The following is a 23,303-nucleotide window of genomic DNA, read 5'->3' as shown; positions in this document are numbered from 1 at the left end:
CTGACAGGTACGAAGGCCAGGATGGCAGCGGAACGGAACGTCCAGAGGAGAAAAACCATGCCGCGCGCCACCGGAACCTTCACCATCGACAGCTGGGAGCCGCACCCCTACGACGAGGCCGAGGGTGCAACGCTCACCCGGGTGCACCTCACCAAGACCTTCGCCGGTGACCTGGTCGGCACCAGCACCACCGACATCATCACCGCGGTTGCGGCGGTCGAGACCTCCGCGGCGTACGCGGGCTTCGAGCGCTTCTCCGGCACCGTGCACGGCCGCAGGGGAACCTTCGTGCTGCACCACACGGCGTCCAGGGACACCGGCCGATCCTCACTGGTCTGGGACATCCTCCCCGACTCGGGCACCGGCGAACTGGCGGGCATCCGGGGCGGGGGCCAGATCGTCAACGACGACGGCGACCACTCCTTCCACCTGGACTACGAGCGCGGCTGACCTGCCGGCTCCGGCGAACCAGTTCGCACCGACCCTTGACCCTCATGTCCGGTTCCTCTGGCCGGCCCGTCCCGGGCGGCTCGTGGGACGCGGGCGGATCGCACAGCGCCGCATAGCGCGGACGCGTCGGGCGTCGCTCGGTTTGTCCCATCTCGTCCGCTCGAAGGACTGCCGTGGATAGGGTTGCGCCATGATCGAATCAATGAGGTTCGACGCCGCCGTCGAGGTGGGGATCGCCGCGTTCTGCGCCGGTGAGGAGCCCCCGGGCGACGAGGAGGTGTGGGAGCGGCTGACCGGGGCCGGCGTCGAGCCGTGGCTGGCCGAGCGGCTGCTGCTCTTCCTGCCGATGGCGTACACGCGGCGGTTGCTGCCGGACGTCTCCTACCCGGACGGGCTGGTGACCCCCGGCGGGCGGGTGAGCCTGTCGGCCGAACCGGTGTTCGTGGCGGCGTCGGGCCGCGCGCAGCGGGCCGACCGTGGCGAGGTCGAGCGGATCGCGGTGCGCAGCAGCGAGTTCAGGGCGATCAACCACGCGCTGCACACCGGGTCGGAGCTGTCGGACCTGATGCTCGGTGAGCCCATGCTGGTCGAAGACCTGGAACCGGTCGAGCAAGGCGACGGCGGCGTACCATCGCCGCGAGCCGTGTTCGAGGCATTCCTTCGCGAGCACGGCGTGTCGCTCGACGGCGAGACGAAGATCGGCGCGCAGCTGTTCGTCCACCCCGCCCCGGCCGGCGTGGTGCTGGTTCAGGTCGACTTCACCGTGTCGCACCCGGCGCTGGCCAGGCCATGGCTGGTGGAGAGCTTCGTCGGGGACGGCACCACCTGGCGCGACGCGATCGGCGAGGCGGTGGGCAAGTTCAGGCTCGGCGCGCTGCACCCGATCGTCGACGGCCTCCTGCGTCCCGGCGCCGCCCCCGACCAGGTCGAGAGGGAGCGTTACGACCACCCGGGCGGCGCGTTCGAACTGGTGCTGGGCCCCCAGATCAACCTGTTCACCGACCGGTCGGTGCCATATGCCGGGCCCCTGCTCGACCGGCTGCTGGAGGCGCTGCGCGCCGAGCCGCTCACGCGGAAGGTGCACGGGCTACGCGTGTTCATCGCATACCACGACGGCCGGCTGCAGATCAACGAGGTGCTGCTGGACAACGAGCAGTGGCCCGGTGGCGAGGCGGTGGTCGCGGACAGCCGGGCACCGCTGCCCGACGGGAGGGTCGCGGTGCGGATCTTCGGCCTGCTCGTGCCTGTCGGCGACGCGTAGCGTTCCGGGCCGTGTCCTCGATGCGATCCAAGCGCGTGATGTGCCCGCGGTGCCCGCACGCCGCCCGTCCCCTTCCGCACGTGGGTCACCCGTAGGTCATCTGTAGGCGGCGAAGAAGTCCCGGACGTCATCAAGCAGCAGATCAGGGGCTTCCATCGCGGCGAAATGGCCGCCGCGATGGAAGTCGGACCAGCGCACGACGCTGTTGACCTTCTCTTCATCCCGGCGCGGCGCGATGTCCTGAGCGGTGAACAGTGCCACGGCCATCGGCACCCCGCAGGTCTCCTGCTCGCCCCACGCCTGTCCGTCCTCGTAGTAGGTTGACGTTGCCCGCGGTCACCACCAGGGCCAGGGGCCGGCCCCGGCCGTCGCAGGCCAGGTGGATCTTCGAGGTCGGCCCGCCCCGGAAGCGTCCGAGCACCGGAGCCGCGGCCCCTTTCTCCGCGCGCCCGCAGCGTGCTGGTGAGCGCGCACGACGGTGGAGTCCACCGCGACCGGCCAGTCGATGTCACCGGCGGCATCGGCCCGGGCCTGGGCCGCCCGCAGCATCGCGGTGAAGGTGCCGTCCTTGGTCTACCGATGCGACAACAGTTCGAGGGCGACAACCGCCAATGCGAGGGCGCTCTCTGCGGCGAGGATCGCGATCCGCTGGACACGAGGAACGGAGAGCCTACGGACAGCGAGGAGTCCGACCGCAGCGAGAGTGGCGATTGTGACCAGCATGGCGGCGAACAGACCGGTCGCCGTGTCGTAGAGGCCGACACGAGCGAGCGTGAGGCAGACCAGAGGCGGGACGGCGACAGCGCCCGCACCGAAGGTGCCGGTGATCATGTGCCGGTGTTCGCCGGCCGCGGGGAGGCGGGCGTGAATGACCATGTGGCTGAGGAGGTCAGCGACGTAGGCCGCGCATATGGTCGCTACGACGGTGATGGCGAGGGTGCCGAGTGCGAGGCTTGCCGCCGGATGCTGGTCGTGAGCGCGGAGTGCGATGATGACGGCGAGGGCCGTGAATGCGACGTAGATGCGCTCCTTCGGCGCCGATGCTCGGTGCGTCCGCGTCGCAGCTTCGCTGTCCGCGTCAGGGCGAGGAGCGGTCATTCGCGGCTGTTGCTTCGGGATGCGTAGGCACGCATGAACGCATGTGCGCCGTCGGTCATTATTCGCCGAACGTGCTCGGCCTCCGCGCGCCGGCGGAGCGGCTCGTTGAGGACCCGGAGCGTGGTAAGGGCGTGGAAGTGGTCGGCAGCAAGCCTGGGATCGTCGACGTCGAGCAGGCCAATGCTGGCGAGGTGTTCGAAGCGTTCTGCCAGCGCCTGTGTGTGGGCCTCATCCAGGGGATGGTCTTCGAGTTCGGGTAGTAGCGGCTCGTTCTCGGCGATCAGCTTGACCGCGGCCGCGTAGTCGGACGACACGAGCAGGGAGCTTCCAAGATCGGCCGCGAAGTCGGTCATGACTCGTTCCAGTTCGGCGGCGTCGATGACAGCAACCGCATCGGACAGATGCTGCTCGACGAGCCGGCGAAGCGTACCCAGTGCCGCTTCGCCGGCATCCTCGATGACGCCGAGCAGAAGTCGTCGTTTGTCGCCGTAGTAGTCGTAGACAGTCCGCTTTGATACTTCCGCCCGCGCTGCGACGGCATCCATGCTGGTGCGCTCCACGCCGGCCTGCACGAATAGTTCGCGCGCGGCGGCCAGGATAGCGGCGCGCTTGTGCGCCTGTCCTTGCCGCACGGGCTTCTGCGTTGCTTCGGTCATTGACGCGCCTTCCTGAGACTCGCGCACTGATCCTACACCGAACAGTGTAGATCTACACGGTACGGTGTAGTGTAGTCACATGCAGACCTCCACTCCGGCTTCGCTCCAAGCCCACGCGCTCGTCAAGCGCTACGGGGACATCACTGCGGTCGACGACCTCTCGTTCCAGGTCAGGTCAGGCGTCGTGACCGGTTTCCTCGGCCCGAACGGTGCCGGGAAGTCCACGACCCTGCGGATGTTCCTCGGCCTGGACAAGCCGACCAGTGGCGCGGCGAGCGTCGACGGACACCGGCTGGCAGAGCTGCCCCACCCCATGCGCGTGATCGGTGCGATGCTCGACGCGCGCGCCGTGCACCCGCGTCGCACGGCGGCTGATCATCTCGCGGCAGTCGCTCGCGCCGGGGGCGTGCCGCGAAGCCGGGTCGCCGAGACCCTGGACCTCGTCGGCCTGGCCGAGGACGGGGGCCGTCCGGCGGGCGATTTCTCCCTGGGGATGAAGCAGCGGCTCGGCATCGCCACGGCGCTGATCGGCGATCCCGGCATCGTCATCTTCGACGAACCACTCAACGGCCTCGACCCCGAGGGCATCCGGTGGGCGCGCTCCCTCATGCGCGACCTGGCAGCAGAAGGTCGCACCGTGCTGTTCTCCAGCCACCTGATGGGCGAGATGGAGCTGACCGCGGACCACCTCATCGTGATCCACCACGGAAAGCTCTTGGCCGACCAGCCCTTAAAGGCGTTCATCACCGCCCATACGAGCGAGCACGTCCGCGTCCGCACGCCTGACCGGGAAGGACTGCTCGACGCGCTCTCCCACGCCGGGTTCGCAACCACCTCGGACGCAGAAAGCGCTGACGTGCTCACCGTCCCCGACGCGACAACCGATCGCGTCGGCCACATCGCCGCCGCCTCCGCGATCGAGCTGTCCGAGCTCACGCTCGTTCGAGACTCCCTCGAAGACGCCTTCCTGACCATGACCGCCACCGACCACAAGGCCGCCTGACATGAACCTCCTCGCCTCAGAATGGATCAAGACCCGCAGCGTCCGCAGCACGTGGATCATCGCGGCAGCCACTGTCGTGGTCACCGTAATGGTCAGCCTCCTCGGTATCAGCGGCCTCATGGCCGATTGGCAGGCCGAACTTCCCGCCGACTTCGACCCCACTGGCAACAGCTTCAAGGGCATCCTCGTCGGCCAGATCCTCATCGCCACCCTCGGCGCACAGGCCATCACCAGCGAGTACGCCACCGGACAGATCATCACCAGCCTTACCATCGCCCCCAAGCGCGGAGCCCTCCTGGCGACCAAGCTGGCCGTCGCCGCGCTCGTCGCCCTCGCCACGGCCGTCGTCACCGTGGCGTGCAGCTTCGGCGCAAGCCAGGCAGCGCTCGCCGCAGCCGGACTACCGACCGCGAGCCTCGCCGACGCCGGCACCATCCGAGCGATCTTCTGCGCGGTCGCCTACCTCGTACTCACAGCCATCCTCGGCCTCGCGTTCGGCACCATCACCCGCAGCGCCTCCGGCGCGCTCGCGATCATCGTCACCGTCGCACTGCTCGTCCCCGCCCTCGCGCCAGGAATGCCCGGCATCCTCGGTGACATCGCAGGCACCTACTGGCCCACCACCGCCGGACAGACCTCGTACACGATCACAGGCACCGGCCTGTTCCCGCCCCTGGTCGGACTCGCGGTCATGGCGGTCTTCACACTTTGGACGGCACTCGCCGCCCACCTCACCCTCAAGACACGTGACGCATGACGACATATACCTACGAGCCGTCTTGTGCATCACTTTCAGCCAAGTGGTAGGACGCGCAACGGGCGGAGCAGGCGCTCTATCGAAACGGCGGGCGGCCCGATCGCTGGTGGAGTGGCTAGTGAGCCTCCAACCTGACTGAGTCACTCAGGCCGACGACGGACTCACGACACCGTGTTCGCCGTCGCCACCGTCATCGCCGCCGTGCTGTCGCTGTTCATCAAGACGCCGCCCAAGAACCAGCCCGCCGGAGCATGAGGCGGCGCTGTCCCGCACCCGTGCCATACGCCGCCTGTCCGGAAAGTCTTGGGCACCCCATACTGCTACTTCGTGTGCTCCGGGCGGCACTCCAAGCGCACCGACTGCCCCCGCGGGGCCATCCTGATCGAGGACGTCGAGAAGCTGATCGAGGACTACCACACCCGCGTGCAGATCAGTCCCGCCCAGCGCGACGCGCTGAACCCGCTCACCGACTGCGCCGGCATCTACCAGCGCTGCGACGACGCGAACCGGCGACTGTGCAACCAAGCCTTCTTCACCAAGGTGTACATCGACGAAGACGACGAACTGCGCGTCGAGAACAACCGGCCCTTCGAGATGCTGCTCGACCCCGACGTCAACGCCAACGCGCTGAACTGGGCACAGAATAGCGACAAGGCCCGAACCCCAGCCAACGGTTCTGTTGGCAAGGGTTCGAGCCTTGTGCGTGGGGTGGAGCTATGGGGATTCGAACCCCAGACCTCCTCCATGCCATGGAGGCGCGCTACCAGCTGCGCCATAGCCCCTGGGTGTCACATGACGCCCTGCGAATGGATCTCCGCCCGGCGGCACCTCGCCAGTGTATAGGACATCGCGCCGCACCCTGTAACCGTCGCGGTGGGCGGCGCCCGCGGCACGCGGCCGGCCGTCTCGGCGCGTCGCCGTCGGCCTCGGCGGGCGGGCCCGCCCGCCGAGGCGACCGGCCCGGGATCCGACGGGGACTCGCCCGGGACCCGACGGAGATCCGACGGAGCTCTACGCCCAACTGTCGAGTCATTTCCACATATCTCAAAAAAACACGACATATGATCCCCTACCATGCGCGTTTATCTCGGTCTGGCCGCCAAGGACCGGAGAGCCGGAATCCCGGAGACGATGCTCCACGTCGTCAGGGATGCGATCGACGCCGCTTTTCCCGTCCCGCCCGACACCATCAGATCCCGTGAATGGCACCGCCCCGGCGTCTCCATGTTCGCCTGGACCAACGAGCCGGACGACTCGCGGCGGCCGTCACTGCTGGTGACCGGGCACGACCGGGTCACCGGGGTCAACGGCTACCTGGCCGTGCCCGGCGAGGTGGACCGGCTCGCGGGCATACCCGTGCTGGGCACCGAGGCCGTCGCGGGATGCTTCTCCGCGTTCCGGGCGACCGGCGACGAACTGGCCGCCGCCACCGCGATCCACCGGGTCTGCCCGGTCTACTACGCCGAGACACCCGACGTGCACGTCATCGGCAGCAGGGCCCTGCTCGTCCACCTGGCCGCCCACGGCGAGCGGGTCGAGTGGGACGTGCTCGCGTTGCAGTCGATGGTCCGTCAGGGATACTTCCTGTCCGACGAGACCCCCTTCCGCGGGGTGACCGCGCTGCCGCCGTCCTCGACCATAACGGTCCGCGACGGCAGGTGCTCGATCACCGTGAACCCGCTCCCCACCGCCGGCCCCGCGCCCGAGACGCGCAAGCGGAAGAAGGACCTCGTCCGCGACCTGGCCAGGTCGCTGCTGGGCACCGTGGCGCCGCTGCGCGCGGCCGGCGAGCCGGTGAACCTGGCCCTGACCGGTGGCAGGGACAGCCGTCTGATCGCCGCGGTGCTGCACGCGGCGGGTGTCCCGTTCCGGGCGACCACCAACGGCCTGGACACCCACCCCGATGTGATCATCGCCAGGCGGATCGCCGGCGCGCTGGGCATCGAGCACACCGTCATCCCGCCCGTCCGCGCCGAGCGGAAGGACGCGATCGTCGTCGACCACCCGCTGGTGCGGGCGTACGAGACACTGCACGCCTGTGAGGGCATGACCTCGGCGTACGAGTCGATCGTCGGTTACCTGCCCTACAGCGCCAAGCCCACCATGTCGGGGCAGAGCGGCGAGATCCTCCGCGCCGGCGGCCTGCTGCTGCTCCAGAGCGACCTGAGCGACAAGGCGCTGCGCCGCCGGGTCGAGGTCACCTTCCTACGGGATCCGGCGTTGTTCAGCGACGCGGCCAACGAACACGCCCGGGAGCTGGCCGGGCCCTGGCTGGAGCGGGCGCCGCTGGAAGCGCTGGACCACATGTACATCGCCTACAAGGTCGGCCGCTGGCACGCCGGAGCGCGGGCCGGCTCGCTGCGCCGGGGCGACCAGATCTGGCCCTTCCTGGACAACCGGGTGGTCCGCGCCGCGCTCGGGCTCAACCAGACCTGGCGACTGTCGGAAGAGGTCATCTACGAGCTCCTCGGCGTCCTGGCACCGTCGCTGCGGAACATCCCGGTGGAGGGCAAGCCCTGGCGGTTCACCGTCGGCAGGCGGTACTACCCGTGGCAGCGCAGGCCGAGGGTGCTGACCGCGCCGAAGACCGGCGGCGGCTGGAACTGGCGGACCAGCCCGGGTGAGGAGCTGACCGGCCTGATACGCGACCACGTCCTCGGCCGTCTCGACCTGCTGGCTCCCATCGTCAAACCCGACGAGGTGCGCAAGCTGTTCGCCGAGCCCGTCCTGAAGAAGCCCAACCAGGCGTGGCACCTGTACACCGTCGCCACCATGCTGGGCGGCGACTACCCAGGAAAGGAACCCCAGGGCCTGCCGCGCGTCCACATCCCCATCCCGTCCTGAGGCCGCGCGCGGGTGATTGGAATCGGTCGTTCCCCGCTATCGTGACGGAATGCAACTTGACGCCGTTATGTGGCCGGATGCCCCGTGGCCGATGATCCGGGATGAATGGTCACATGCCGAGAAGATCGGCGTGGGCCGCGGATGGCTCTACGACCACCTGCTGCTGAACGACCGCGAGCGGTGGCACGAGGCGCACACCACGCTGGCCGCCGCCGCGGCGGTGACGTCGCGCATCGGCGTGGGCACCATGGTGACGTCGCCGAACTTCCGCCATCCCGTCACCTCCGCCAAGGCCGCCCTCAGCCTCGACGCCCTCTCGGAAGGGCGTTTCGTCCTCGGCGTCGGCGCCGGTGGGCCCGGTGGCGACTCGGACGCCTTCGGCGGCGGGCCGCTCAGCCGGGCCGAGCGCACGGCGCGCTTCGGCGAGTGGGTCGAGCTCACCGACCTGTTGCTGCGCCGCCCCGTCACCGACTTCACCGGCCGGTTCTTCTCCGCGCACCAGGTCGCCATCGGCGGCGGCGAGCCCCGCCGGCCGCCGCTCGCGATCGCCGCCACCGGAGCGCGCGGCATGGAGCTCGCGGCCCGCTTCGCCGATCTGTGGATCACCCAGGACGTCAGCCAGGACCCGAGGGCGTACGCCGGCACCCCGCACGCCGAAGTACGGCGCCAGACCGCCCTGCTGGACGAGATCTGCGCCGATCGGGGACGCGAGCCGGGCTCCCTGCCGCGCCTGGCGGTCCTCGGCTACGGGGGCGAGCGCCCGCTCGCCTCCATCGAGGCGTTCCGCGACTGCCTCGGCCGCTACGCGGAACTCGGCATCACCACCCTGGCCGTCCTGTGGCCCCGTGGCGAGCACGCCGCGGCCCGGCTGGCCGTCCTCGAACAGGCCGCCGAGGAGTGCCGGCAGGCCGTGTGAGCACTGCGTCACCATCTGTCCCCGGCTGTCCCCGGCCGGGGTCGCCGCTCGCCGGTCACGCACTCCGCCGGGGCACCCGATTTCATGATCACATCAACCGGCGTACCGTGCCCCCGCGTCATCCGGCGTGGGCGCCGGGTGGTGAACCGGGGCAGGGTGGGATACGTATGAAGGTCATGCGCCGATTGTTCACCGCACTGCTGGCCCTGGCCGCCCTCTCCGCGTGCGCGATGACCGACTCGAACGTGGTCGTCGCCGAAGGAGTGAGACGCGACACCCCGGTCGACCCGCCGGTCGCGGAGACCGTGCGCGGGCTGACCGCCTTCGGTCACGCGCTGTTCGCCGAGACCGCCGCCCCCGGAGCCAACACGGTCCTGTCGCCGCTGAGCATCGGCTACGCCTTCGGCATGGCGCGGGCGGGCGCGGCGGAGAGCACCGCCGCCGAGCTGGACCGGATCTTCGGCTTCCCCGCGCAGGGACCGCACACCTCCTTCAACGCGCTCACCCGCCGGATCGTCACCACCGACGATCCGCCCCCCACCGACCCGGACGCCGAGCGGGACGCCCAGGACGGCCCGGAGCCGCCGGTCGTCGCCGTCGCGGGCGGGCTGTTCACCCAGGAGGGGCTCCGCGTCGAACCCGGGTTCCTGCGCACGCTCGCGGCCCAGTACGGGACGGGCGTCCGCCAGGTGGACTTCGCGGGGGACGCCGCCGAAGTGATCGACGCGTGGGCCGAGCGTCAGACGGCCGGGCGGATCAAGAAGGTGTTCGACCGGCTGGACGCGCAGACCCGGCTCGTCCTCGCCAACACCGTGTACCTCAAGGCCGACTGGAAGACGCCGTTCACCGGCTCGTCGGAGCTGAACGCCGTCTTCACCCGGGCGGACGGCACGACCGTGCGAACGGAGCTGATGCGCCGGGAAGACGTCTTCCCCTACGCGGCCGGACCGGGCTGGCAGGCGGTGGAGCTCCGCTACGCGGGGGACGAGCTGGCCATGTGGGTCCTCCTCCCCCGGCCCGGCGGCTCCCCCGCCGCCCTGCTCGCCCCTGAGGTGATGACGCAGGTGGCCACCGGGCTGCGGGAGCGCTCGGTGCGCCTCGCGTTGCCTCGCTGGGACTTCTCCACGAGCCTGGACCTGGCGCGTTCGCTGGGCGAACTCGGCCTCACCCAGACCGACTACCCCGGCATCGTGGAGGGGGCCGCGCTGCGTCAGGCGGTCCACCGCGCCACCGTGACCGTGGACGAATGGGGCACCGAGGCCGCCGCCGTCACCGGACTCGCCTTCACCGTGACGGCCCCCGCCCCGGCCGAGACCGAGGTCCGCGCGGACCGGCCGTTCGCCTTCGCGATCGTCCACCGCCCGACGCTGACGCCGCTGTTCATCGGCCAGGTCGCCGACCCGACCGCGAAGGGTTGAGTCCCGCACCCACTCCGTTCCCGGCGGACCGGGCACCCGGCCCGCCGCGCCGCCGGACCGGCCGGGGAGGTCCGCGTCGGCTGTCCCGGCGACGACCTCTAGAACTTAAGGAGGGGGCGAGCGAGCCGTGGACGACCGTCACGAACGCGTGATCACCAGTTCGCCGAGCCGGATGACGTCCTGCCGCATCTTGCGCCGGAGCATCCTGCGCAACCTCGGGGCCTGCAGGCGCCGCATGCCGCGCAGGCGGATCCGCAGCGACATGGTGACCCGGCAGCGGTCGTCGCCCAGGGGGATCACCGCCCGGCCGCCGTCGACCTCCAGACCGGAGGTCGACCGCCAGGCGAACTCCCGGCCGGGGACGACCGAGGTCACCAACCCGCAGATCAGATAGGTACGCCCGGCGAAACGCAGGGTCTCGTCCGTGGTGGTGCCGGGGACGACGAGTCCGGGCGGGTCGGGCGCCATGGTGGTCACGCCCGCACGCCACCGGGGGTCCTGGCCGAAGTCGGCGACCATCTGCCAGATCTCGGCCGCCGGGCGGGCGATCTCAGCCGACACGTGCAGTTCGATCACAGCGGGTACACGGATCCGGCCAGCGGGCCGAGCCCGGCACCGATCTCCAGTTCGCTCGGCTCGGGCCGGTCAGGAATGTCGGCCCCCATGCGGCACCCAGCGGCCATCGCCCCACCGTTTCCATTTAATCGAGAATTAACTCATAAACCATATCGAATCTTTATTTGGTGTGAATGTTTACTAAATAGCGTGGGGTGGCGTGTCCTGGAGTCGCAACCTCACCGGGAGGCGGCGCTCTGCGGGAGGTCGGAGGCGGCGCTCTCCGGGACATCCGAGGTGGTGTCCGGCGCGACGGCGGCGTTCCGCGCACCGGACGAGGTTCCCCGCGGAACCTCCGCGGCGGTGTCGGATGGAACGTCCGCGGCGTCCCGGGGGACACGGATGGTGAGCCCGCCGGGGACGACCTTGGCCTTGAGTTCGGTCACGACCCCCTTGGCGCCGCCGTCCAGCTCGTAGGCCATGGGAGCCCCCAGCTTGACGGTGACCTTGCGCGCCCGGGTCATCCGGACGAACGGCGACTCGTCGGAGCGCCCGACGCTCATCCGGCCGAGCACGCGGGCCCACTGGATGGGCCCCTTGGCGGTCGTCACCCCGATCTCCAGCCACCCGTCATCGGGACGCGCGTCGTCGAACGCCTCGATGCCGCCGGTGATGGTGCCGACGTTGCCCAGCAGCAGGCAGCTCGCCTCCCCCTCGAACCAGGTGACCCCGTCGATCTCGACGTCCATCCGCACCGCTTCGCCGCGCACGTGGCGCAGGCCGGTCCAGACGTACGCGGCCCGGCCCAGGCGGTCCTTCAGCCCCCGGTCGGCATCCTTGATCATCGCCGCGTCGAAGCCGAGCCCGGCCATGACGGCGAAGTGCTCCCCGTTGACCTTCCCGAGGTCCAGTTTCCGGGTCGCACCGTGGAAGGCGATACGCACGGCCTCGGGCAGGTCCTCCGGGATGCCGAGGTTCTGGGCGAAGAGGTTCGCCGTGCCGGCGGGGATGACGCCCACGGGCACGCCGGAGCCGGCGAGCACGTCGACGCAGCGCTGCACCATGCCGTCACCGCCCCACACCAGGACCAGCTCGGCTCCCTTCTTGAGGGCCTTGCGAACCTTCTTCGGCGCCTTCTTGCTCTTGGGCACCTCGTACCAGAGCAGTTCACCGACACCCTCGTCCGCCAGAAGCCTGCGCAACTCGTCCAGTCCGCCGCCGAGCGACTTGCGCCGGTGGGCGACGACCGCGACCGGGCCGAGCTTCTCCTTCTGCCGCACCATGCCACTCTCCCGTCGTGCCGCGCGGATCGGACCAACGGCTGCCCCGGCCGCACGCCGGCAAACGCCGGGCTGTTCGGCCGGCCCGCGGCCGACGTCGATCGGAACGTCCGGAAAGCACGGTGAGAACGCGGCTCCGGCGGCCGTTCACCGTGGCCGGAGGATCCCGACGAGAGGGGCCACGAGGCGGGGACGTGGTCCGTGCCCGTGAATCGTGCGGTCACACCCCCGTCCGTCCCACCGGGCTGACGGGGGTGTGACCACGACGGGGCTCACGGGTTGTCGACGCCGATCCAGTTGACGTACCACCCGTTGGTGACGGCATCATCCGGGATGATGTGGGCGCCGTTGCTCCACCGGATGTAGACGCGGAAGCCGGTCGCTGTGGGGTTGTAGACGGCGCTGGTGCCCGTCAGCTCGAACATGTGGTCGGTGCCGCCGACGGAGACCGTGTAGACGGGGTTGCCGGTGAAGTGCGCCGACGTGGTGTCGACGTCGATGTACAGGCCGGCGCCGTTCAGGTAGTACGTCCACCCCTCTCCGGGCGCCGTCCTCCCGGCGGCGATCCGCTGGCTCGTCTTCCCCGACGACGCCTCGGCGCCCACCGGCTTCACGGCCGGACGATCTTCGGCGTGCGCACCCGCGCCGGTCACCAGGGTGGCCCCCAGCGCCAGGGCAGCGGCCAGGGCGACGGTCGTGGACCTCACGATGGACATGCGTTCTCCTTCGGTCGAGTCCTCGGCGGTCATGACCTCGGAGAGGCACCGTCCGCGAGTGCGGCCGGTGCCCGCCATGGCGTCTGAGGATGCGAGTGATCGTCACCGATGGTAGTCATCCGGAAGCTGTCGTAGGCGAACGCCACACGGCCGCCATGCACGCCGAGGCACACCGAGTGCGACGCCTTCGCGCCGAGGACGGGACACCCGCGCGAACGCGGACGGCGGGGAGACGGCACCTCGGTCTTCGGGCGAGGCCGGCGGTCCAGTGGGAGACGGTAGACGGACACGTGGGAACGTGACTCGGCGGTGAAGTCGACTCCGGCCCAGTCGGCGTGCCTGGTCTCCAGCTCGAACCCGGCCAGCCGGGCACTCCTCGCTCGGCGAGCGGCACGGCCACCCGGCCGGTTCCGATGGCGAACTCGAGTGCCCGCCCGTCGCCCGCGAGTCCGGCGAGGCAGTCCACGGCCGGCTCCAGAACCTCGGGGGCGAACACGCCCGTGCCCGGCGTGTCATAGCGCCGGGCGGCATCGATGTCCCAGATCTCCTCTTGCCGCATGCCGCCGACGATGGCAGCGCGGGTGCGCGTTGTCCAACGATTTCGGGGCCCCACGGTCGCGGGTTCGTTCACGAGGAGCGCTTCCCGGTGATCCGGCTCCTTCAGTCCCGCCTCACTTCACCGGCACCGGTGATGCCGGCCTGGATGCCGTCGAGAAGCCAGGCGAGACCGAGGGCGAAGCCGGTGTCGGAGTCGCTCTCCTCGACGAGCGGGCCGTGGGCGGCCAGGGCGGGGTAGCGCTCACGGTTGGCGTGCATGTGCTCCCGGGCGGCCCGCCGTACCTCCTGATCTGCGTTGGTCATCCAGGTGGCCTGCATCAGCGCCGAGCCGATGACGTAGTTGGACAGCCCGTACGCCGCGGCGGTGAGGTGAGGCTCGGTGAGCCCGGCGTCCAGGAGGGTCGCATACAGGTACTCGCTGCGGGCCAGCACGTTGGGGCCCAGCATCGGACGGCCCAGCAACGCCGCCGACCAGGGATGCCGCAGCAGGACGGCGCGCCATCCATTGATCAGAGCGGTGACACCGGCGCGCCACCCCCTGCCGTCCTCATCCGGTATCCCGACCTCGGCGAAGATCACATCAAGGGCGAGGTCGAGGACGTCGTCCTTGGTCTTCACATGCCAGTACAGCGTGGTGGAGCCGGTACCGAGCCGTTCGGCCAGACGCCGCATGGTCAGCCGGTCGGCGCCTTCGGCGTCCAAGAGGGCCACGGCCTCCTGGACGATCCGGTCCCGGCTGAGCGGCGGCGTGTCACCCCCCGTCCGCGCGGACGGCCGCAGCCACACGTCCCCTGCCGCTCCCGGACGGCGCGTCCCCGGTCCTGCCTTGCTCGTGTCCACGGACGTGAGTCTAGTATGGCGATCGGGTACCGGATCGTTGATCCGGTCGCTGGAACGACGATCCGGAAGTGGTGTGAAGCCGAGCCCGTATGAAGGAGGCGCCGTGGCAGGACATGTCGAGGCGGACCGGCTGACCTACGTGCTCCCGAACGGGCGGCTGCTCCTGCATGAGGTGTCGTTCCGCATCGGTGACGGGGTCAAGGCCGGGCTGGTCGGGCCGAACGGCGCGGGCAAGACCACCCTGATGCGGCTGATCGCCGGAGATCTGCAACCGGACGACGGTCGTGTGGTCTCCTCCGGAGGGCTGGGGGTGATGCGGCAGTTCATCGGCGGCGTCCGCGACGACCGGAGCGTGCACGACCTGCTGCTTTCGGTGGCACCGGAGCGGGTTCGCAACGCCGCCGTGACCATGGTGCGGGCGGAGGCGGCGGTGGCCGCCTGCGACGACGAGACGGCGCAACTGGCCTACGCGCAGGCCGTCGCCGACTACGCCGACGTCGGCGGCTATGACATGGAGGTCGTCTGGGACGTCTGCGCCACCGGGTCCATGGGCCTGCCCTACGACGCGGTTCGGGACCGCCCGGTGACCACCCTGTCGGGAGGCGAGCAGAAACGCCTCGTCCTGGAGGCCCTGCTGCGCGGCCCGGACGAGGTCCTGCTGCTGGACGAACCGGACAACTACCTGGACGTGCCCGGCAAGCAGTGGCTGGAGGACCGGTTACGGGCCACGGACAAGACCGTGCTGCTGGTCTCCCACGACCGCCGGCTCCTGGCAGGCGCCGCCGACCGGATCGTGACCGTTGAGGATCGCGGCGTCTGGATCCACGGCGGGGGCTTCGCCACCTACGCCAGAGCACGCGAGGAACGCATCAGCCGGCTGGAGGAGCGGCGCCGCCGCTGGAACGAGGAGCACGCCAAGCTGAGGCGACTGGTGCGCACCCTGCGGCAGACCGCGGCCAACAATGACGCGGTGGCCTCGTCCTACCGGGCCGCGCGCACCCGGCTGAGCCGCTTCGAGGAGGCCGGCCCGCCGGAACGTCCGCCCAGAGCGCAGAACGTGCGGATCCGGCTGCGCGGCGGCCGCACCGGCAAACGCGCCGTCGTCTGCGAGAACCTGGAGCTCACCGGGTTGATGCGGCCGTTCGACGCCGAGATCTGGTATGGCGAGCGCGTCGGGGTGCTCGGCTCCAACGGCTCGGGCAAGTCCACCTTCCTGCACCTGCTGGAGCAGTCCGCCGATGGCGCGGTGCCCGCCGTGCCGCACACCGGTTCGGCTCGGCTGGGAGCCCGGGTGGCACCTGGACGGTTCGTGCAGACCCATGCCCGGCCGGATCTGCACGGCCGTACCCCGGTCGAGCTGGTCATGACCGGTCACGCGCTCACCTTGAACGAGGCGATGGCCGCGCTGGCCCGCTACGAGCTCGCTCCCGCCGCCGGCCAGCCGTTCGAGACCCTGTCGGGCGGCCAGCAGGCCCGGCTGCAGATCCTGCTGCTGGAGCTGTCCGGCGCCACCCTGCTACTGCTGGATGAGCCCACCGACAACCTGGACCTGGCCAGTGCCGAGGCCCTGCAACAGGGCTTGGCCTCCTTCTCCGGCACCGTGCTGGCCGTCACGCACGACCGCTGGTTCGCCGCCGACCTCGACCGTTTCCTGATCTTCGGCGCTGACGGGACCGTTTACGAGAGCGACGAACCGGTCTGGCACGAGAGCCGGATCGAGCGCACGCGTTGACGACGCAGACCGCTGAGCGGTACTGCCGAGGCCGTCGGAGGTCACCGGCAGGAATCTCGCCGCACCGGAGATCTGCGCGGGCCGGCACTGTCGCGCCGAGGGCGACCGGCCTGCCTTCAGCTCCAGCGCCACCCCTCTCAACGGCCGCCCGCACCCGTTCGGACCAGCCCGCCGACGGCCATGACACCCGGGAAAACGACGAGATCCCGCCCGATCAAGCTGATCGGACGGGATCTCGTCACTACAAGGGTGGAGCTATGGGGATTCGAACCCCAGACCTCCTCCATGCCATGGAGGCGCGCTACCAGCTGCGCCATAGCCCCTTGCGACGCAGATGAAATCTTAGCCGACTCACGACACCTCTCGCGCCATCATTCCGGCCGCGAGGGCGACGGCCGCGGAACCGACGGCGCTCACGGTGATGAGCCCGAAGGAGATCACATAGGCCGAACGGGAGGGCAGGGAGGTCCCGGCGACGGTGACGGAGGCCAGGACGGCCGAGGTCACGGCACCGGAGACGCTGCCGCCGATGGAGCGGACCAGGGAGTTGACGCCGCTGGCGATGCCGCTCTGCCCCGCGGGGACGTGCTGTACGGCGAGCGCACCCAGCGCGGCGTAGGCGACGCCGAAGCCGAGTCCCTGCACGGCGTTGGAGGCGACCAGGTGCAGGACCGAGCCGTTGAACAGGGTGAACCAGCCGAACCCGGCGGCGCACAGCCCCGCGCCGAGGGCCAGGGAGTAGGCCGGACCGAGCCGTCCCGACAGGCGACCGGCCGCGGAGGAGGAGAGCAGCATGGTCACGGTGCTGGGCAGGCCGTAGAGACCGACGTCGAGGACCGAGCCGCCGAAGCCGTACCCGGCCGTGGGGGGCGTCTGGATGAAGCCGGAGATCAGGGTGAAGGACCCGAACATGGCGAAGCCCAGCAGCAGCGCGGCCAGGTTGGCCTGCAGGGAGTGGCGGCCGACGAGGAGTTGGAGCCGCACCATCGGTTCCCGGGCCCGCACCTGGCTGAGGACCCACACCCCGCACAGCGCGACCGCGCCCGCGAACAGGCCGACGACCAGCGGGGAGCCCCAGCCCCAGTCGTTGCCCTTGGAGACGGCCAGCAGCAGGCAGACGAGCCAGGCGGACAGCAGCGCGGCCCCGGTGAAGTCGGGACGGCCACCGGAGCCCGTCCCGGTGTCGTGGGTGCTGAGCGCGATGAGCACGATCGCGACCGCCGCGAGCCCCGCGGTGATCCAGAAAACCGGCTGGTGGCTGGTCGTCCGGTCGGCGATCACTCCTGTGACGATCATTCCGGCGCTGCCCCCGACGCCCATGGTGGCGCTGACCACACCGATGGCCGTCATGACCCGGTTGGGCGGGAAGCTGTCCTTGATCATGCCGATGGCCAGCGGGATCAGGGCCGCGGACGCTCCCTGCAGAGCGCGGCCCGCGATCAGCACCCCCAGCGAGTCCGACAGCGCGCAGACGACCGAGCCCAGGACGAGCAGGCCGACGGTGAACAGGATCATCCGCTTCTTGCCGTACATGTCGCCGAGGCGCGACAGCAGCGGCGTGGCCACGGCCGCGGCGAGCAGCGAGGCCGTGAAGACCCAGGTGACCTCGGCCACGGACACCCCGAAGGCGGTCGTCATCCGGGGCAGCAGCGGGATCACCACGGTCTGCTGGACGGATACCACCATTCCCGCCATGGAGAGCGCGAACAGGGTCAGCCGGAGCCGCCCGGCGTGTTCTACGGTGCCCGGCTCTGCGACCGTCGTTCCTGTCACGTTCTCCCCGCCCCCCTCGGTGACCTTCGCACCGAAATGGTAGACGAGAAGGGTAAACAGCTGTTTACCGGGTTGCCCCGGAGCGCGGGAGGCGCGATCCCCGGGCGTGGTCAGCCGGTCAGCCCGGTGTGCAGGGTCAGTTCGGTGTGCATGGTCAGTTCGGAGCCGTCGGCGGACAGCTCCAGGGTGACGGTGACCGCGCCGAGCTCGGAGGTGCGCGACAGGTGGGTGCCACCGCAGGGGATGGAGACCTCGGCGTCGGGGAGCTCGCAGTGCCAGGTGCGCCGGGCGGTCAGCTCGGGGCCCGGGACGTCGATCCGTACCGGGGCGTCGGCGGCGACCCATTCCTTGAGCCGGTCTTCGGTCCGCCGGGCGATCTCCGGCAGCTCGTCGGCCAGCCCGTCGGCGACGAAACCCTTGCGGCGCAGCGACTTGCCCAGGCGGTAGACGTCGCGGCTGCCGCCGGGCAGGATCCGGGAGGAGACGATGGCGGTCTGGTCGAAGTCGGGGTTGCCCAGCCCGTCGGCGGGCACCTCCTTGCGCCACCGCCCGGCCAGCGCCGCGTTCAGCGCGAGGGCGGCGAGGTGGCAGGCGGTGTGCCCGGCCGACAGCGCGCGGCGGCCGGCGGCGTCGACGGCCAGCTCGACCTCGGCGCCGGGCCCGCCGGGCACCGGCTCGGCGGTGACGTGGACGACCAGCCAGTGCCAGCCGGGGGTGCCGCGGCGCACCGGGATGTCGTCACCGAGGTGGACGGTCTCCCCGTCCTCCGCCACGGCCCCGGTCACGCAGTCGGCCACCGCGAGGCCGGCGATCGCCCCGGTGTCGGCGGGCTGGTCGGGCCAGGTGTGGTCGAGCGGGTGGAACGGGGTCTCGGCCACGATCGTCCCGTACCGGTCTCCCACCGGCACGGTCGCGACGATGGTCGAGCGTCCCGTGATCTCTCCCGAGGGATAGGTGACGTGCGTCGAATCGGCGATCGGCATCCCCCCATCATGCCAGTACGGCTCGCGCCGCCCCCGAGGGGCGCGAGCCGTACCGGAGGAGGTGGGAGTCAGCGCGCGACAGCGCCTTCGTCCTCCAGGTAACCGGGGCGGGCGGCGTACCAGCCGGTCGCGAACTGCACGCCGACCACCGCGAACAGCAGCAGGAACGGCAGCGTCCAGCCGCCCGTCGCCTCATACATGACGCCGATGAGCAGCGGCCCGGCACCCGCGATGAGATAGCCGACGCTCTGCCCGAAGGCCGACAGCGCGGCCGTGGCCTCGGGGGTGCGGGTACGCATCGCGAGGATGGTCAGGGCCAGCGGGAACGACCCCATCCCGATGCCGACCAGGACCGCGAACAGCCAGGCCGGGCCGGACGGCATCAGCCACAGGCCGAGGAAACCGGCGACGTAGAACGCCACGAAGGCCGCCACGACGGGCCGCTGGTCGGCGAACTTCGCGGCGATCCAGGGCACCACCAGCGAGACCGGGATGCCGATCGCGGTGAAGACGCCGAGGACCAGGCCGGCCTGGCCGGTGCTGTAACCGCCGTCGATGAGGATCTTGGGCAGGAAGCCGAACATGATGTAGGCGACCATGCTCTGCGTGCCGAAGTAGGCCGCGACCGCCCAGGCCAGCCTGCTGCGGACCAGGGCCCGCGCTCCCACCTGTCCGTTCACGGTGCGCCGCTCCGGCTCGGTGCGCGCGAGCGCGAGCCAGGGGACGGCGGCGACGGCGGCGAGCGCCGCCCACACACCCAGCGCGACGTGCCAGTTGCCGTCGGCGGCCCGCTCGATGGGCACGGTCGCGGCGGCCGCGAGCATCGTGCCCACCGCGAGGGCGGTGGTGTAGACGGTGGTCATGGTCCCGGCCCGGCCCGGGAAGTGGCGCTTGATCAGGCTGGGGATGAGCACGTTGCCCACCGCGCCACCGGAGAGCGCCAGGGCGCTGCTGTAGAGGAACACCTCGGCCGAGTCCACCATCGAGCGGATGAGCAGACCGGCGCCGAGGACGATGAGGGCGAACAGCAGCAGCCGGTGCTCTCCCACCCTCCTGGCCATCGCCGGGGTCAGCGCGCCGACCGAGGCGAAGATGAGCACGGGCAGGGTCGTGAGCAGACCGACCCCGACGCCGGTCATTCCGAGGCTGGAGGAGACCTGGTCGAGGACCGGGCCGACGCTCGTGACGGCGGTGCGCAGGTTCATCGCGGCGAGGACGATTCCCAACACGAGCAGCCAGGCGAGAGATCCTGTCGTCCTGTCGGTGCGGCCCCTGGTGTGGTGGGTGAGCACGCTCATGGTGGGGTTCAGTCCTCCTTCAGTCGGGTCGTCCAATCGTAGGATGATTGGCTGACTCCAACTGTAACAGGACTGAAACCAGGGTTTGTTCCTTACTGTACCTGCGTCTGGAAACAGGACATAAATCCATGACAACCTGAAAAGCGGGTCACAGCATCCTTTACAGCACGGAACTCGACTCCGACCCTCCGGCTCCGGAGACGCCTACGCCCGGCCCCGCAAGGCGGAGCCGGGCGTGAGACGGCGGAACGCGCTCCGGAACTGAGCGACCCAGGTGATGGGCGGCGCGTCAGAGACGCGGCCCCGGGGTGAACGGCGGCTCCTCGCCGGGGCGGCGGCCGGCCGGCGGCAGCGGGCCGCCACCGGGCGGAGGAAGCGGCGACTCCGGCGGGTACGTCCCGCCCACGGTCCGCGGCGGGGCCGGCTCGTCGAAGCCGGGACCGCCGACCGCTCCGGCGCCACCGACCGTGCCAGCGCCGCCCACAGTGCCGGTGCCGACTCCGCCGTGACCCTGCTGGTGCGGGCCGGGCACCTCGCCGCGCCAGGCCCCGGTCTCGGCGCCCCGCGACTCGATGAACGCCTTGAAACGCTCCAGGTCGCCGCGGACGCGCATGCGGACGATCTGCAGCCAGTCGCCGACGGTCTCGACGAAGCCCTCGGGGTCGTACTCCATCTGGAGCGTGACCCGGGTGGTGTCCGGGCCCAGGTGGTGGAAGGTCACCACCCCGGCCTGGTGCGGCCGGTCGACCGACTTCCAGGCCACCCGCTCGTCGGGGTGCTGCTCGGTGATCTCCGCCTCGAACTCCCGGCGGACCCCGGCGATCTCGACGATCCACGCGGTACGCGTGTCGCTCAACTGCTTGATCGACTCCACGCCCTCCATGAACTCCGGAAAGCTCTCGAACTGCGTCCACTGGTTGTACGCCGTCCGGATCGGGACGTTGACGTCGATGGACTGTTCAATCGTGCTCATGACCGTGCCTCCCCTGTGGTCTGGTCGGTTCGAAAGCCGACTGCCCGGCGAGGTCCCGGCCTAACTAGCGGCGCCGCAAAAGCCAGTAAAGCCCCAGGACCGGGAGCACAAGCGGGATGAAGAGGTACCCGCTTCCGTAGCCGGACCAGACCGTGGCACGCGGGAACGCCTCGGGGTCGATCACGCTGAGCGTGCCGACGACCAGTACCCCGGCCAGCTCGATTCCGCAGGCGAGCAGCGCGAGCCCTCGGCTCCCCCTGGCGAGGGCCACGGTGAGCACGACGTAGACGGCGGCGGCGAACGCCGAGAGCGCGTAGGCCAGCGGAGCCTCTCCGAAGCGCGTGGCGATCTGCACGCCGGCTCGGGCCCCCGCGGCGAGGGCGAACACCCCGTAGACCGCGACCAGGGCTCGCCCCGGCCCGGTACCGATCGCCGGCTCACTCATCGGCGGGCCCCCGCCGGACGCGCACGTCGCTCCTGCACCGGACGCCGTCACCCGCATGACCGCTCCACCGGGAGCGGCCGTCCGCACGACCGCTCCGCCGAGCCCCGCCGCTCACACCAGCCCCTGCCAGATCTGGAGCATCCGCCCGACCATGCCGGGGATCGCGAAGCCCGCGACCGCGATCACCGCCGGACCCCAGCGCGAGCGCTCACCGGCCCCCCAGAACGCCGCCACCGGCGGGATCGCCAGGGTGCCGCCGAGGTAGCCGATGAGCGTGGCCGTGTCCTGCGGCCCCTCGCCCCGTACCAGCGCGGCGATCACGAAGCCCGCCTGGACGAGCAGGCCGAGCTCCAGCACCCCGAGGGCGATGAGGAGCATGTTGCCCACGGTCTTGTTGCGCGCCGTGCTCAGGAGGGCGAACAGCCCGATCGCCAGGGACAGCAGGATCAGGCCCGTCGCGAGCGGGCCGATCATGGGAGCACCAGGTGATCGAAGAACATGAGCAGCAGGGTACTGCCCGGCCCTCTCGCTCCCCGAACCGCGCCGCGTAGTCTGTACCGGTGGAGAGAATCCTGGTCAGCGCCTGCCTGATGGGGCGGAAGGTCCGTTATGACGGGGCCGCCAAGACCAGCGGCGACGCGCTGCTGGCCGCCTGGCGGGAGGAGGGGCGGCTCATCCCCTTCTGCCCCGAGGTCGAGGGCGGGCTGCCCGTGCCCCGCCCGGCCGCCGAGATCGAGAACGGTGCCGGAGGGGCAGCGGTGCTCGCCGGGGCCGCCCGGGTGCTGACCACCGAGGGATCCGACGTCACGGGGGCCTTCCTGGCCGGCGCGCAGGCGGCGCTCGCCGTGGCCCGGTCCTTCGACGTGAAGGTGGCGATCCTCAAGGAGGGCAGCCCCTCGTGCGGCAGCCTGACCGTCTACGACGGCACCTTCCACGGCAACCGCATGCCCGGTCGCGGGGTCACCTCGGCCCTGCTGGAGCTGCACGGCGTCGCGGTCTTCGGCGAAGACCGCATCGCCGAGGCCGCCGCCCGGCTACGCGAGATCGAGGCGGCCCCGCGCTCCCCGGAGGGCGCCGGGGAGCGTCAGTAATCCCACAGGCCGACGCGGTTCTCCCCTCCGGCGCAGAAGGCCGCGGACCCGTGTCCCTCCCGTACCAGGTCGACCTGGATCCGGCCGGCGGCCGAGGTCGTCCTGGACTCGTAGCCCGCGCGGGGGATGGCGGCGACCAGACGGCACACGCCGTCTTCGATGACGAACGAGACCGAGCCGCCCCTGCCGCCCACCGTCCGCACGTTCCCGCCGGAGAAGGATCGCGCGGACGGGACGGGCGCCGCCGTCCCGGAGCCGGCGGTCCGGGTGGCGCCGGGAGCGGCCGGCGTGGGGAGCGTCCTGGGCACGGCGGGCACCGGCTCGCGGGTGGCCGGCACCACCACGACCTTCGACGGGGTCTCCCGGGGGCGGGGCGTCTCCCGTGCGGGCCCGTCCGGGACGGGGTGGGGTGCCGCGGCGCGCCGGGGCACAGGCGGGGCGGCCGGGGTGCGAGCGGGTTTCGACCCCGCCGGCGCGGAGGAAGGGAGCGCGGCTCCGGCCGTCCGGGCGACCGCGGCGCCGAGCGACTCGATCCTGGCGTCGTCGAAGACCTCGCTGCGGAGCACGTCGCGGACGCCGAACCAGGAGATCGACACGGCCAGAGTCGTCGCACCGCACCACACCGCGATGAACCCCAACGTCTGCCGCATGGGGTG

The 23,303-nt window shown here is 70.8% G+C and carries 23 protein-coding genes, 2 tRNA genes and 2 pseudogenes; 9 read left to right on the top strand and 18 right to left on the bottom strand.

Going from position 1 to position 23,303, the window contains the following annotated elements:
* Window positions 1-57 precede the first annotated feature (57 nt).
* Window positions 58-450, top strand: coding sequence for a DUF3224 domain-containing protein (locus F4562_RS25655; RefSeq protein ID WP_184544282.1), 393 nt, complete (start codon window positions 58-60; stop codon window positions 448-450).
* A gap of 190 nt (window positions 451-640) precedes the next feature.
* The gene (locus tag F4562_RS25650) at window positions 641-1,711 is read left to right on the top strand and encodes a DUF6348 family protein (RefSeq protein WP_184544280.1); all 1,071 of its coding nucleotides are present in this window, start codon (window positions 641-643) and stop codon (window positions 1,709-1,711) included.
* A 96-nt stretch (window positions 1,712-1,807) separates the two neighbouring features.
* Here F4562_RS25650 and F4562_RS25645 read toward each other — a convergent pair whose 3' ends face one another.
* The 4 genes and pseudogenes from F4562_RS25645 to F4562_RS25635 all read right to left on the bottom strand — a co-directional run bounded on the left by F4562_RS25645 (window position 1,808) and on the right by F4562_RS25635 (window position 3,465).
* Window positions 1,808-1,984, bottom strand: a complete 177-nt coding sequence (locus tag F4562_RS25645; RefSeq protein ID WP_184544710.1) for a hypothetical protein — start codon at window positions 1,982-1,984, stop codon at window positions 1,808-1,810.
* Between the two features lie 46 nt (window positions 1,985-2,030).
* Window positions 2,031-2,203 (bottom strand): annotated as a pseudogene (locus F4562_RS35240) (transposase); the annotation flags it as partial.
* A gap of 81 nt (window positions 2,204-2,284) precedes the next feature.
* Complete coding sequence (locus tag F4562_RS25640) at window positions 2,285-2,809, bottom strand: hypothetical protein (RefSeq protein ID WP_184544279.1); 525 nt, start codon at window positions 2,807-2,809, stop codon at window positions 2,285-2,287.
* Complete coding sequence (locus F4562_RS25635; RefSeq protein ID WP_184544277.1) at window positions 2,806-3,465, bottom strand: TetR/AcrR family transcriptional regulator; 660 nt, start codon at window positions 3,463-3,465, stop codon at window positions 2,806-2,808. The genes F4562_RS25640 and F4562_RS25635 overlap by 4 nt, the downstream gene beginning before the upstream one ends.
* A 79-nt stretch (window positions 3,466-3,544) precedes the next feature.
* Here F4562_RS25635 and F4562_RS25630 point away from each other — a divergent pair, with 79 nt between their 5' ends.
* On the top strand, window positions 3,545-4,468 hold the full coding sequence (locus F4562_RS25630) for an ABC transporter ATP-binding protein (RefSeq protein ID WP_184544275.1): 924 nt from the start codon (window positions 3,545-3,547) through the stop codon (window positions 4,466-4,468).
* Window position 4,469: 1 nt separating this feature from the next.
* Window positions 4,470-5,225: an ABC transporter permease gene (locus F4562_RS25625; protein ID WP_184544273.1), complete on the top strand. Its 756-nt coding sequence runs from the start codon at window positions 4,470-4,472 to the stop codon at window positions 5,223-5,225.
* A gap of 709 nt (window positions 5,226-5,934) precedes the next feature.
* Here F4562_RS25625 and F4562_RS25620 read toward each other — a convergent pair.
* Window positions 5,935-6,007, bottom strand: a tRNA-Ala gene (locus F4562_RS25620).
* Between the two features lie 292 nt (window positions 6,008-6,299).
* On the opposite strand from F4562_RS25620, the gene F4562_RS25615 reads away from it, so the two are divergent.
* The 3 genes from F4562_RS25615 (at window position 6,300) to F4562_RS25605 (ending at window position 10,403) form a co-directional block, all read left to right on the top strand.
* Window positions 6,300-8,069, top strand: a complete 1,770-nt coding sequence (locus tag F4562_RS25615; RefSeq protein WP_184544271.1) for an asparagine synthase-related protein — start codon at window positions 6,300-6,302, stop codon at window positions 8,067-8,069.
* Between the two features lie 49 nt (window positions 8,070-8,118).
* Window positions 8,119-8,985 (top strand): LLM class flavin-dependent oxidoreductase, encoded by an 867-nt coding sequence (locus tag F4562_RS25610; RefSeq protein WP_311734121.1) that lies wholly within the window; start codon window positions 8,119-8,121, stop codon window positions 8,983-8,985.
* A 167-nt stretch (window positions 8,986-9,152) separates the two neighbouring features.
* A complete protein-coding gene (locus F4562_RS25605) occupies window positions 9,153-10,403 on the top strand; it encodes a serpin family protein (protein ID WP_184544267.1) in 1,251 nt (416 codons plus the stop codon).
* 138 nt (window positions 10,404-10,541) lie between these two features.
* Here F4562_RS25605 and F4562_RS25600 read toward each other — a convergent pair whose 3' ends face one another.
* The 5 genes and pseudogenes from F4562_RS25600 to F4562_RS25585 all read right to left on the bottom strand — a co-directional run bounded on the left by F4562_RS25600 (window position 10,542) and on the right by F4562_RS25585 (window position 14,352).
* Window positions 10,542-10,979 carry an SRPBCC family protein gene (locus tag F4562_RS25600; protein ID WP_184544265.1) on the bottom strand — a complete coding sequence of 146 codons (438 nt, stop codon included), beginning with the start codon at window positions 10,977-10,979 and terminating at the stop codon, window positions 10,542-10,544.
* 218 nt (window positions 10,980-11,197) lie between these two features.
* The gene (locus tag F4562_RS25595) at window positions 11,198-12,241 is read right to left on the bottom strand and encodes a diacylglycerol/lipid kinase family protein (RefSeq protein WP_184544263.1); all 1,044 of its coding nucleotides are present in this window, start codon (window positions 12,239-12,241) and stop codon (window positions 11,198-11,200) included.
* A gap of 269 nt (window positions 12,242-12,510) precedes the next feature.
* On the bottom strand, window positions 12,511-12,954 hold the full coding sequence (locus F4562_RS25590; protein ID WP_184544261.1) for a hypothetical protein: 444 nt from the start codon (window positions 12,952-12,954) through the stop codon (window positions 12,511-12,513).
* Window positions 12,955-13,321: 367 nt separating this feature from the next.
* A pseudogene (locus F4562_RS35235) lies at window positions 13,322-13,513 on the bottom strand (SAM-dependent methyltransferase); the annotation flags it as partial.
* Window positions 13,514-13,614: 101 nt separating this feature from the next.
* The gene (locus F4562_RS25585) at window positions 13,615-14,352 is read right to left on the bottom strand and encodes a TetR/AcrR family transcriptional regulator (protein WP_184544259.1); all 738 of its coding nucleotides are present in this window, start codon (window positions 14,350-14,352) and stop codon (window positions 13,615-13,617) included.
* 103 nt (window positions 14,353-14,455) lie between these two features.
* On the opposite strand from F4562_RS25585, the gene F4562_RS25580 reads away from it, so the two are divergent.
* Window positions 14,456-16,084: an ABC-F family ATP-binding cassette domain-containing protein gene (locus F4562_RS25580; protein WP_184544257.1), complete on the top strand. Its 1,629-nt coding sequence runs from the start codon at window positions 14,456-14,458 to the stop codon at window positions 16,082-16,084.
* A 250-nt stretch (window positions 16,085-16,334) separates the two neighbouring features.
* On the opposite strand, the gene F4562_RS25575 is transcribed toward F4562_RS25580, so the two are convergent.
* The 7 genes from F4562_RS25575 to F4562_RS25545 form a co-directional block, all read right to left on the bottom strand.
* Window positions 16,335-16,407 (bottom strand) — tRNA-Ala (locus tag F4562_RS25575).
* A gap of 28 nt (window positions 16,408-16,435) precedes the next feature.
* On the bottom strand, window positions 16,436-17,857 hold the full coding sequence (locus F4562_RS25570; protein ID WP_311734120.1) for an MFS transporter: 1,422 nt from the start codon (window positions 17,855-17,857) through the stop codon (window positions 16,436-16,438).
* 110 nt (window positions 17,858-17,967) lie between these two features.
* Window positions 17,968-18,840, bottom strand: coding sequence for an alanyl-tRNA editing protein (locus F4562_RS25565; protein WP_184544255.1), 873 nt, complete (start codon window positions 18,838-18,840; stop codon window positions 17,968-17,970).
* Between the two features lie 68 nt (window positions 18,841-18,908).
* Window positions 18,909-20,138 (bottom strand): CynX/NimT family MFS transporter, encoded by a 1,230-nt coding sequence (locus F4562_RS25560; protein ID WP_184544253.1) that lies wholly within the window; start codon window positions 20,136-20,138, stop codon window positions 18,909-18,911.
* Window positions 20,139-20,427: 289 nt separating this feature from the next.
* Entirely contained in the window at window positions 20,428-21,111 is a 684-nt protein-coding gene (locus F4562_RS25555; protein ID WP_184544251.1) for an SRPBCC family protein, read from the bottom strand.
* 64 nt (window positions 21,112-21,175) lie between these two features.
* Complete coding sequence (locus tag F4562_RS25550) at window positions 21,176-21,556, bottom strand: hypothetical protein (protein WP_184544249.1); 381 nt, start codon at window positions 21,554-21,556, stop codon at window positions 21,176-21,178.
* A 111-nt stretch (window positions 21,557-21,667) separates the two neighbouring features.
* Window positions 21,668-22,030 (bottom strand): hypothetical protein, encoded by a 363-nt coding sequence (locus F4562_RS25545; protein ID WP_184544247.1) that lies wholly within the window; start codon window positions 22,028-22,030, stop codon window positions 21,668-21,670.
* An 86-nt stretch (window positions 22,031-22,116) separates the two neighbouring features.
* Here F4562_RS25545 and F4562_RS25540 point away from each other — a divergent pair, with 86 nt between their 5' ends.
* A complete protein-coding gene (locus tag F4562_RS25540; RefSeq protein WP_184544245.1) occupies window positions 22,117-22,647 on the top strand; it encodes a 2-thiouracil desulfurase family protein in 531 nt (176 codons plus the stop codon).
* On the opposite strand, the gene F4562_RS25535 is transcribed toward F4562_RS25540, so the two are convergent.
* Complete coding sequence (locus F4562_RS25535) at window positions 22,641-23,297, bottom strand: hypothetical protein (protein ID WP_184544242.1); 657 nt, start codon at window positions 23,295-23,297, stop codon at window positions 22,641-22,643. The genes F4562_RS25540 and F4562_RS25535 overlap by 7 nt on opposite strands.
* Window positions 23,298-23,303 lie beyond the last annotated feature (6 nt).

Origin of the sequence: Streptosporangium becharense, assembly GCF_014204985.1 — a bacterium.
In the GTDB taxonomy this organism is placed as follows: domain Bacteria; phylum Actinomycetota; class Actinomycetes; order Streptosporangiales; family Streptosporangiaceae; genus Streptosporangium; species Streptosporangium becharense.
The sequence above is the reverse complement of the archived record's forward strand: the minus strand, read 5'-3'. Positions and strand labels throughout refer to the sequence as shown.